Source organism: Okeania sp., from assembly GCF_983059655.1.
Map to the genome: position 1 here is coordinate 3,167 of NZ_CEZPJD010000117.1, position 9,139 is coordinate 12,305.

Consider the following 9,139-nt stretch of genomic DNA (forward strand, 5'->3'; position numbering starts at 1 on the left):
ACAAATATATAGGTATTGTCGGCAGTGTTGTAAAAACTGAGGATGGCGGTAGTAGGTTTGTCGATAAGTTTCTGCATGGCAGGAATGTCTGGGGTAGTTACCTGAATTTCTCCTGCTAAAACTGGGTCAAGTTGTCTGAGTTGTTCCCAGATTTTTTGTTTTTGAAATTCTAGGTGGGCGACGTTTTCGTTGTAGGCGTTGAGAGATGCTCTTTGATTACTTATACTTCCTACTTCTGTTATGGTTCGGTCATTATCGGAACTCTTTTGATGGTGTTGTTGGTCGATTTGTTGTTGCAGGTAGTCATACTGCTGTAGTAACTCCTGAACTTCTGGAGAAATTTCGCCACCTTGACTGAGGTCGTTACTTGCCATCAAGTCTACCAGGCGTTTTGACTTAGAGCGTTCAGCATATTCGAGAGCTTTTTCTAAGTTGCCTGCGTTGATGCAAGTTTGCACCATATTAAAATAAACATCAATAACGTTTTCCATTATTTTTTGGCGACGATATTCAGAAACTGTCCAACTGCGACCGATTTCTACTGCTTCAATGGCAAGCTCATAAGCTTTAATTGCTTCTTCCCACCGCTTCCTGTCAAATTCCAAATCTCCTAAACTACGCCCAGAGTCAAAACAATCTACTGGAAAGGTATTAGGTGTAAAAATTTCTAGGGACAAATTGAAAGAGTTAATTGCTTCTATTATAGCTCCTAATCTACGATAGGCAAGACCAAGGTTGTATTGGGTACTTGCCCAATCTTGAGGGAATGTCTCACGAGTACAAACTTCTAGGGATAGTTGTAAGTGTCGAATTTCTGTTTCAGTTTCCCCTACTCTGGCGTAGCAAAGACCGATGTTGTTTTGCAAACTTGCCCACTGTTGAGGATACGATCTGGGAGTATAAACTTGTAAGGCAGCTTTGTAATGGTTGATTTCGCTCTTGATATTAGATATCTTGTCTCCTTGAGAGCGATCGCTATAAGCTACACCTAAATTAAGATGAAGCATTGCCCATTCCATAGGCATTCCTTCTATAGCAGCTACTTCTAGTGCAGTTTGATGGCATTGAATAGCTCGCTCTATACTGTCTGAAGAATTGATAGTTTTGTAGATGTTGCCCAGTAGACATAAAGTTCTGACCCAATCTTTGGGAAAATCCTCGCGGGTGCGAACTTTTAGTGCAGCTTGGCAATATTTCATTGCTTGTTCGAGGTTATCTAAATTATCTCCTTTAATTCTATTGTGGTAAGCTAGACCTAAACTTTCTTGAATAGCACCCCAATCTGTGGGAAATTCCTCAATAGTTAAGACTTGAGCTGCTTGTTTATAGTAAGAAATAGCTTTCTCTAAATTCTCGACAGGATTTCCGCTAACTTTTTCTAGATAAATTGTACCTAGATTTCTCATGGCATTTCCCCACTGTTCGGGAAATTTGTCGCGGGTGCATATTTTTAATACTTCTTCGTAATAAGTAACTGCTTTTTTTTGGTTTTCGGAGCGATCGCCTTTGATCCTGTCGGAGTAGTAAATCGCGAGGTTAGTTTGAATTGAACCCCAAATTTTGGGTTCTGATTCTGGGGTTAAGACTTGCAAAGCATTTTGACAACAAGCAATAGCTTTTTCTAAGTTCGATTGGCGATCGCCACGAAATCTATTGTTGTAGGCAATACCCAGGTCTCCTTGAAATACTGCCCAATGCAGAGGAGATATTTCGCGGGTAAAAATATTTTCCAATACTTCATAACCAACAATAGCAATCTCAATGTTTGTACTTCTGTTACCCTTAGTAAACTCCAAAATCAGTAGACTAAAAATCTGCAAACCCAGCAATATCCTTATTGAGGAATCTATTAATAATTTTTGCTCTGTTTCTAGTAAAGATTCCGGTGTATTCAACAAATTACGCTCTCCTAGCTCCCGCAAAGCTATCCCCAAATTAGATAATTCGACAACTTGCTCTGGTTTGATTTGAGATTTAATATGCTCTCCTAAACGACGCAAAACTATCGCAAATTTATCATCAAGTTTGTCTAAGTTTGCTTCTAGTAACGGATATAATGCTTCATCACCTTGAAAACTGTTTGTCAATACCTGAATACAGAAATCTACAGTCTCTTTGTCTAAATCTAAATCTTGGTCGTTATTGGCAAATTTATTAACCAGGCGAACCGAACCCGAACGAGCTGCATATTCCTTTGCCAAATCTAGCTCACCATTTTTAACACAAGCAGTTACTAACTTTTCATATACATCAATAGCTTCTGCTTGAATCTCCTGACGGCGAGCTTCTGACTCTGCCCGATTGAGAATTTGTTCGATCCCTTCAACAGCAGCAGCAAATCCTTCTATTGCTTCTGGCCATAACTCAGCAAAAAAGGCTGCATTCCCCATATTGTAGCCATTTCTAAAACATTCTTGGGGAAAATTAGTAGGGGTAAATATTTCAAATGCTGCTCGATAACAAGCAAGAGCTTCATTTATCTGACTATCTCTATAAGCATTACCCAAGTTCATTTTTGCCATTGCCCACTTCTGGGGAAATCTATTTTTAGTAATAACTCGCAAAGCATTTTTATAGGAGGCAATAGCCAAGTTTAAATTCTCTGATTTATCACCTACAATTCGGTGAAGGTAAACATTACCTAAATTGAGATGAACGTCACCCCAGTCAACAGCAAATTTTTGATGACTATAAACTTGTAAAGCTGCTTGATTTGCTGCTATTGCTAGTTCTAAATTTTCTGCTTTGTCGCCCTGAATTCGGTGACGATAAGCAACTGCTAAATTCATTTGAGTCTGTGCCCATTTTTCAGGATATTCCTCACGAGTACGAACTTGTAAAGCCTTTTCATAATAGGCTATTGATAACTCTAAATTTTCTGTTTTATCTCCCCAAATTCTATCCCGATATGCAAGACCTAAACTGTTATGAATTTGCCCCCAAAGTTCCGGTTCAGTTTCACGAGTAATTAACTGCAATGCTTCTTCAAATTTACCTATTGCTAACTCTATATTTTCAGCTTCATCTCCTGTAATTCTCTTACAGTAAGCAATGGCTAATAAATGTAATGTTGTAGGTTTTAATGCTCCTGTGAAGTCAGCATATTCATATTGTTCTGCAATTGACAAAGCCACCTGAAAACAAGCGATCGCTGCTTCTAAATTATCGGCAATATTGCCCAAAGAAAATCCCGAAATTCCATTTCCTAAAAAACTAAAAACGCTAGCATAACCTATAGCTTCTTCCGGAGTTGCCTCTGACATTTTTTTCATTATCCAACTGCAAAACTTGGGAATAAAATCCTGGTCTTGCTCTAGATAAGTTTGTAAAATTGGGTGTGTAGCTTTGGGGTTGCCATTGCTTGCTACAGTCATTGACAACATCTGAAACAAAAACTTCTCAAAATATTCTTTTTCTGCCATGCCAGAGATATTTTTTGTAGCGCTACTGGAATTTAAAAAGTTGTTTGATAATTCTAATTCTTCATATAAATACTTAGCAATACCCATTAAAAAATTGGCAGATTTTCTCTCTCCTGATTCAGCAAATTTCGTAGCCATTATTGTCATTGTCTTAACTAAACCAACATCTATTAAATCTTGGTTATCCCTTAAAACTTTTTCTTCTTTACCCCTCGGACAATTCAGCAATTTTTCAATCAACTTTAAATAAGCTTTTTGCCGTTTAGATACCTTTTTACCCTTTGGCACCCCAAACCCTTTTGCCATAATTTTTGATAAACTTATAGTTGAATAAAATAGTAAATTTTTAGCATTTTAACCCAGAAATTGATATTAACAGTGCTTTTCAGAGCGATCGCCTCACGTCCTAACCAAAACCCTATAGAGGACGAATAGCCATTCGCCCCTACATAAGGACTTAATATTACTCGTCGGGGTTAATACCCAGTTCTCGCAAACGTTGAGCCAAGCGTTCCGCTCGTTCTCGTTCTTGTTGAACTTGCGATTGAGCCTCTTGAACTAGCAATTGTTCTTCTATCGCTGCTTCCTGAGGAGTCGGAACTCGTTCGCCGTTAGCAGTGAAGTAACGCAATTGACCTCCATCTACTCCTAAGTATAATTCTAATTCTTCACTCCAACGCCAACCTTGGTTATTCGGTTGAATTTCTTGATAGCGATTTTTGTCTAAACGAAATCCCATAAATTCCAAGGTTTCGGGGTCAAACCAAAAATATTCTGGGGTGCGGAAATTATCTTGATATAAATTTTTTTTTAAGTTGCGATCGACTCTAGCAGTAGAGTCTGATAATAACTCGATAATTAAGTTAGGATATTTACCGTTTTCCTCCCAAACTACCCATGACTTCCGAGGTCGCTTTTCAGTTTGTTTAACCAAGAAAAAGTCAGGACCCCCAAATTCCCTATTTTTTAGCTGCTGGCGACTGTAAAAAATACTCAAACTAGCACCAATAAAATAATCATTTTGATCGCGCCACAACCATTCCAGACAAATAACTAGCAACATCAGTTGCATATAATGTTGAGAGCTTTCCATTTCGGGTTCGTCGCTTTCTAGTTGAGTAGCATCCGGCATTATTGCCTCTAATTGTTGGGCAGTTAAAACCATTGTGCTTCACCTTATAACTTAATAAGTATGATTAGAATTATAGCACGATATTATTGTTAGTTTATAGCACAAAAATCGCTCGTTGTTGACTATAGAAAACTAGGTTTAACTGCTGTATTTTGGATTCCTTGTTTAGAGAGTTTTTTAGCAAGCTGTTCTCCAAAATAAGTTTTCTGAGACTGATGATATAGATTCGAGCAAACTGCGTATTTCCTGAAAATAAGCTTCAATCAACTAGCTTAACTCCTTGGATTTTTGTTTTTTTATCAAACAAAGGAGCGATCGCCCCCATTACCCTTGCCAGTTTTGCCCTGCCCTGGCAAAAATCTCATCAATAGTTTGTTCCCGATAAACTCTCTTAGAAACATCTACATAATCAGTTTGTTCTCGATGCAGCAAGCTCAGAAACCGTAAAGCTCCAGCAACTCCAAGAGACTTGTACAAAGCCTCCATACCTTTAACTCTAATTTCCGTATCATCCATCACCCGAACATTTTCCATTAATTTGCCTCCTTTGTAATATAATTTATGGGATTTAAAACCTTTATTATTAGGTTCAAATTTTGCCCTTTTTTTCTCAAATCGTCATCGCAAGTTAAAAATAAATCTGCCTTAACCTCAACAGCGCAAGCTAGATGAAGAGCATCTTTTGATGAAAGATTAGCTGTAGTCTGAAACGACTTAGCTAATTGCAAAATATCTTCTGTAGGTCCTAGCCTTACTTGGCAAAGACTTGCCATTCCCAAAATAGCATATTTTCTATCTGGAAAAGGACAAAGATTAGTTTCATCTAAGTGCATAAAAGACCACACTAACTTTATACTTCCCGCTTCTGCCCTGATAAATAGCTCCTGACAGGCTAAAGCTTCCATCTGGATTCTTGTTTGTTGTGGGTCGTCAAACCCCCTTTGAAAACAGTTATAATCTAGGTAAATTAAATCCATCTCAATCAATGTCAATAATTGTCAAACTACTCGCTTATGTTGATGAGAGCAATTAGAGATCCGGTATCAATTAAAATCACGGTCGTCGGATTCCTTGTTTAGAGAGTTTTTTAGCAAGCTGTTCTCCAAAATGAGTTTTCTGAGACTGATAACGAGGTTCTGCTTGACTATCAATAGCACCAATTAAATCTGCTGTTAGCTCCGACAAAAGTGTTTCTGCTGTTGGGGTAGTATTCGGCTGAACTCGCTGTTTAGATAATTGGGCAGCAATCCAATTTTCAGGAGTTATATCATGTTCTCTAGCAACCTCCAAGAGAGCTTTGTAAGTTTCTTCGGGCAGAATAATAGTATGATTTGACATAAGCTGACAAGTAATTTTTTAGCATTTTAACGCAGAACTGGATATGAACTATCCTTTGGTGAGAAGTAATTGGGAAAGAGCGTTGGCGGAGGATGGTGGCGGCAGCTATATCGCTTCAATTCTCTTATTACTTATTCTCCATTATTCCTGTTCCTCAAAAATATTATCTAATTTCTCTAGCAATTCTTCAGCTAACTCCAAAAGTTCAATTCCATCATCTTCATTTTTATCGCTTATATCTCGGTTATTACTACCGACACTAACACCACCAGCCAATAATTTTTTTACAGCAAAAAGACGGTCATACTCGTCAGAAATTTGCCACATTTTTTCTAACTCTGAAGCAATTTCTGGTGTAGATTTTTCTTTTAATCTTTCCCTCACTTTTACTGCTACTAAGTCATTACTTTCGAGCAGAAAAACTATAGAGTCAACATAAGTATTATCATCCCAATTTTCTAACCAATCTCCATCAATATCTTCCACATAAAGGTCTGCTGCATCTAAGCCATAATTTAAAATATCATCTTGTAATTTTCGAGCTGATTCTAATAGTTTAGTAAACTCTGTTAATTTCTCTTCGGGAGAATTTTTTTTGTTTGTCACCATAATCTTAATATTTTTCCTCCGTCGATCTACATTCAGTTACAAACTACACTTTAAATAATTACCTTTCTGGAGATTGTCGCTGTTATCTAATATGGTTTTGACTAATTCATTTTTAAAATCTTTTTTCCCTGGATTATAGCTTAAAAAAAGTCCTCTGTCAATTTCCCAAAATACTAGAGTATCTTGCCACTTTTCTGCTTTATCTTTAGCAAATTTTTTAGATAAACTTGTAAGTTGAATACATAAGGGTTTCTCTTGACTACCACTAACAATAATATCTGTTGCCATTGACAAATCAAAAATATAGCGTTGTAAAGCTGTGCCTTGATTAAGTTCAATTTGATTAGCGATCGCCTGAATTATTTCCCTATCTTCCTGAGTAAACTTTCCTGACATTAGTTTTTGTTTCCAAATATAAAATTTAGGGTCTTTTTCTTGTAGCCATTTTGGGAATAATTCTTTATACCAATATTGTTCTGTAGGAGTCATTTGACCATAGTAAAATTCTCGCTCAATTTCCTTTGGGATAGATTTAAGAATTAGGAAAATTTGAGAATCTTTAATAAGCTGTTTCAAAAAAAGCATCACAAATTTTTTAGTTGTCAGAGTACCAGGTTTTAAATGTTTAATCCATTGATTTACTTCATTTAATCTTTTTGCCAAATCTGAATCTACTGAAGATGCTTCTTGAATCAAAGATTTTAATTGTGCCTTTATCTCCTTAGCTTGCAAAATAGAGATTTCCTCCATAGATTATTATTGATTAACTGTTAAGATATAGGCCATAGTAGGAGCCTTGCTCACTAAGTACCTAAATTTTAATAATACCTTGTATAAATTAAGTAATAAATTATCATATAATTTGTAAGCATTCAGCTATTAGCTGTCAGCTCTCAGCTCTTATGAGGAGGTTTAAATGAATATAGACTTTAAAGCCGACTTTGGTAGTAGTAAGTATAAATTCTGCCTCAATTAGTAAAGCTTTTATCCAAAATTAAAAATAATAGCTGAAATGCTGATAGCTGACAGCTGTTTGCTTACTATAATTTTAAATAATTACAGCACTCGGAGTCAGAATAAACCATTATGAACTTTTTCGACAAACTACTAAACAGTATAGAACGGAATCAAAGTTTACTTTATCTCGAATTAGATCCAGACCCAGAAAGTCTACCTAAAGAAGTTGCCCACCAAAATATTCCAGCAAAATATTTATTTGCCAACCCTCCAGAAAAAGATAATCAAGAATTAATTCAATATTGGAGTGAGTGGCTCTATTTTTTAATAACTGAAACCGAAAAATATGTATGTGCTTATAAACTTTCTCTAGGCTATTATCAATCTTTGGGGATACCCGGTTTAGAACTACTTCAGCAAACCATAAAAACTATTCCTTCTGAAATTCCAATTATTTTAGATGTGAAACACGGGGACCTTAATACAAGTACAGTATTTGCGAAGACTATTTTTCAAGATTTACAAGTAGATGCTTGTACAATTTCACCTTACACTGGTCTCGATTTAGTTGCACCTTTTTTACTTTATCCAGGTAAAACAGTTTTTCTACTTTGTGCTACAGCAAATTCTTCTGCAGCAGTATTACAAGAATACCCAAATCAAGAGCAACCTCTTTATCTCAAATTAATAGAAGAAGCTCAAAGTTGGGGAAGTATTGAACAGTTAGGTTTAGAAGTAGGAGTAATGCCGGATATTCTCGCTAGAATCAGAAAAATTGCTCCAGAAAGACTAATATTAATTCAGGGAGATATAGCGGAAGAAAATGATATTGCTAATCCTGAAGAATTAACTCAACTTTTAGCTGCTGGTTTGAATATTAATGGTGAAGGATTATTATTACCAATTCCATCAAAATTATTTGGTACAGCACATCCTAATCAAGAAATTGAAACCTTAAGAGATAGGATTAATGAACAACGTCTACAGGTAGTTGAAGGTAGTCCGACCTGTGAATTATGGTTGCCAGATGTTTGTTTTTTAAAGCATGAACCACATCGGGATTTAATCTTACAACTTTACGATATTGGCTGTATTATTTTTGGCGACCATGTACAAGCATCAGGGGCGACTTTTCCTTATTATATAGACTTACGAAAAATCATTTCTATTCCTCAAATATTCCATAAAATAGTTACTGCTTATGCAGAGATTCTCAAAGATTTGGAATTTGATAGAATAGCAGGTATTCCTTATGGTTCATTACCCACTGCTACGGGTTTAGCTTTGCGTCTAGAACGTCCGATGATATTTCCTCGGAAAGAGGTGAAAGCTCATGGTACTGGTAGATTAATTGAGGGACATTTTCAACCAGGGGAAAAAATTGTAGTTGTGGATGATATTATGATTAGCGGTAATAGTGTAATGAAGGGAGCAGATAAACTTAAATCAGTGGGATTGCAAGTAGAAGATATTGTTGTTTTTATTGACCATGAACGGGGTGTAAAAGATAAGTTACAAATAAATGGATATAGGAGTTATTCGGTATTGACTTTGACAGAAATTGCTCAAACTTTATATGAGTCTAGTAAGATTAATTCCGAACAATTTGATATGCTTAAAAATCATCATTAAAATTAAGGAAGGCATAAGGGAAGAAAAGGCTAGAAGGAAGAAAGTTTTT

At 36.2% G+C, this 9,139-nt stretch carries 8 protein-coding genes; 1 reads left to right on the forward strand and 7 read right to left on the reverse strand.

Annotation, left to right across the window (positions count from 1 at the left end; all coding sequences use genetic code 11):
* The 7 genes from AC3DU7_RS09380 to AC3DU7_RS09410 all read right to left on the reverse strand — a co-directional run.
* Positions 1 to 3,728: tetratricopeptide repeat protein (locus tag AC3DU7_RS09380; RefSeq protein WP_488039084.1), on the reverse strand; the 3,728-nt coding region annotated here is incomplete at its 3' end.
* Positions 3,729 to 3,885: 157 nt separating this feature from the next.
* On the reverse strand, positions 3,886 to 4,587 hold the full coding sequence (locus tag AC3DU7_RS09385) for a Uma2 family endonuclease (RefSeq protein WP_488039085.1): 702 nt from the start codon (positions 4,585 to 4,587) through the stop codon (positions 3,886 to 3,888).
* A gap of 291 nt (positions 4,588 to 4,878) precedes the next feature.
* A complete protein-coding gene (locus AC3DU7_RS09390; protein ID WP_488039086.1) occupies positions 4,879 to 5,088 on the reverse strand; it encodes a hypothetical protein in 210 nt (69 codons plus the stop codon).
* Positions 5,088 to 5,531, reverse strand: a complete 444-nt coding sequence (locus tag AC3DU7_RS09395) for a type II toxin-antitoxin system VapC family toxin (RefSeq protein ID WP_488039087.1) — start codon at positions 5,529 to 5,531, stop codon at positions 5,088 to 5,090. The genes AC3DU7_RS09390 and AC3DU7_RS09395 overlap by 1 nt, the downstream gene beginning before the upstream one ends.
* A gap of 76 nt (positions 5,532 to 5,607) precedes the next feature.
* On the reverse strand, positions 5,608 to 5,892 hold the full coding sequence (locus tag AC3DU7_RS09400) for a hypothetical protein (protein ID WP_488039088.1): 285 nt from the start codon (positions 5,890 to 5,892) through the stop codon (positions 5,608 to 5,610).
* Between the two features lie 141 nt (positions 5,893 to 6,033).
* Complete coding sequence (locus AC3DU7_RS09405) at positions 6,034 to 6,501, reverse strand: hypothetical protein (protein WP_488039089.1); 468 nt, start codon at positions 6,499 to 6,501, stop codon at positions 6,034 to 6,036.
* A 36-nt stretch (positions 6,502 to 6,537) separates the two neighbouring features.
* Entirely contained in the window at positions 6,538 to 7,251 is a 714-nt protein-coding gene (locus AC3DU7_RS09410) for a hypothetical protein (RefSeq protein WP_488039090.1), read from the reverse strand.
* 336 nt (positions 7,252 to 7,587) lie between these two features.
* On the opposite strand from AC3DU7_RS09410, the gene AC3DU7_RS09415 reads away from it, so the two are divergent.
* Positions 7,588 to 9,090, forward strand: coding sequence for a bifunctional orotidine-5'-phosphate decarboxylase/orotate phosphoribosyltransferase (locus AC3DU7_RS09415; RefSeq protein WP_488039091.1), 1,503 nt, complete (start codon positions 7,588 to 7,590; stop codon positions 9,088 to 9,090).
* Positions 9,091 to 9,139 lie beyond the last annotated feature (49 nt).

What these genes read in the sequence shown, in the direction of transcription:
- AC3DU7_RS09400 (WP_488039088.1), bottom strand. Translation starts at nt 5,892, where the DNA reads ATGTCAAATCATACTATTATTCTGCCCGAAGAAACTTACAAAGCTCTC.
- AC3DU7_RS09410 (WP_488039090.1), bottom strand. Translation starts at nt 7,251, where the DNA reads ATGGAGGAAATCTCTATTTTGCAAGCTAAGGAGATAAAGGCACAATTA.
- AC3DU7_RS09415 (WP_488039091.1), top strand. Translation starts at nt 7,588, where the DNA reads ATGAACTTTTTCGACAAACTACTAAACAGTATAGAACGGAATCAAAGT.
- AC3DU7_RS09395 (WP_488039087.1), bottom strand. Translation starts at nt 5,531, where the DNA reads ATGGATTTAATTTACCTAGATTATAACTGTTTTCAAAGGGGGTTTGAC.
- AC3DU7_RS09405 (WP_488039089.1), bottom strand. Translation starts at nt 6,501, where the DNA reads ATGGTGACAAACAAAAAAAATTCTCCCGAAGAGAAATTAACAGAGTTT.
- AC3DU7_RS09385 (WP_488039085.1), bottom strand. Translation starts at nt 4,587, where the DNA reads ATGGTTTTAACTGCCCAACAATTAGAGGCAATAATGCCGGATGCTACT.
- AC3DU7_RS09390 (WP_488039086.1), bottom strand. Translation starts at nt 5,088, where the DNA reads ATGGAAAATGTTCGGGTGATGGATGATACGGAAATTAGAGTTAAAGGT.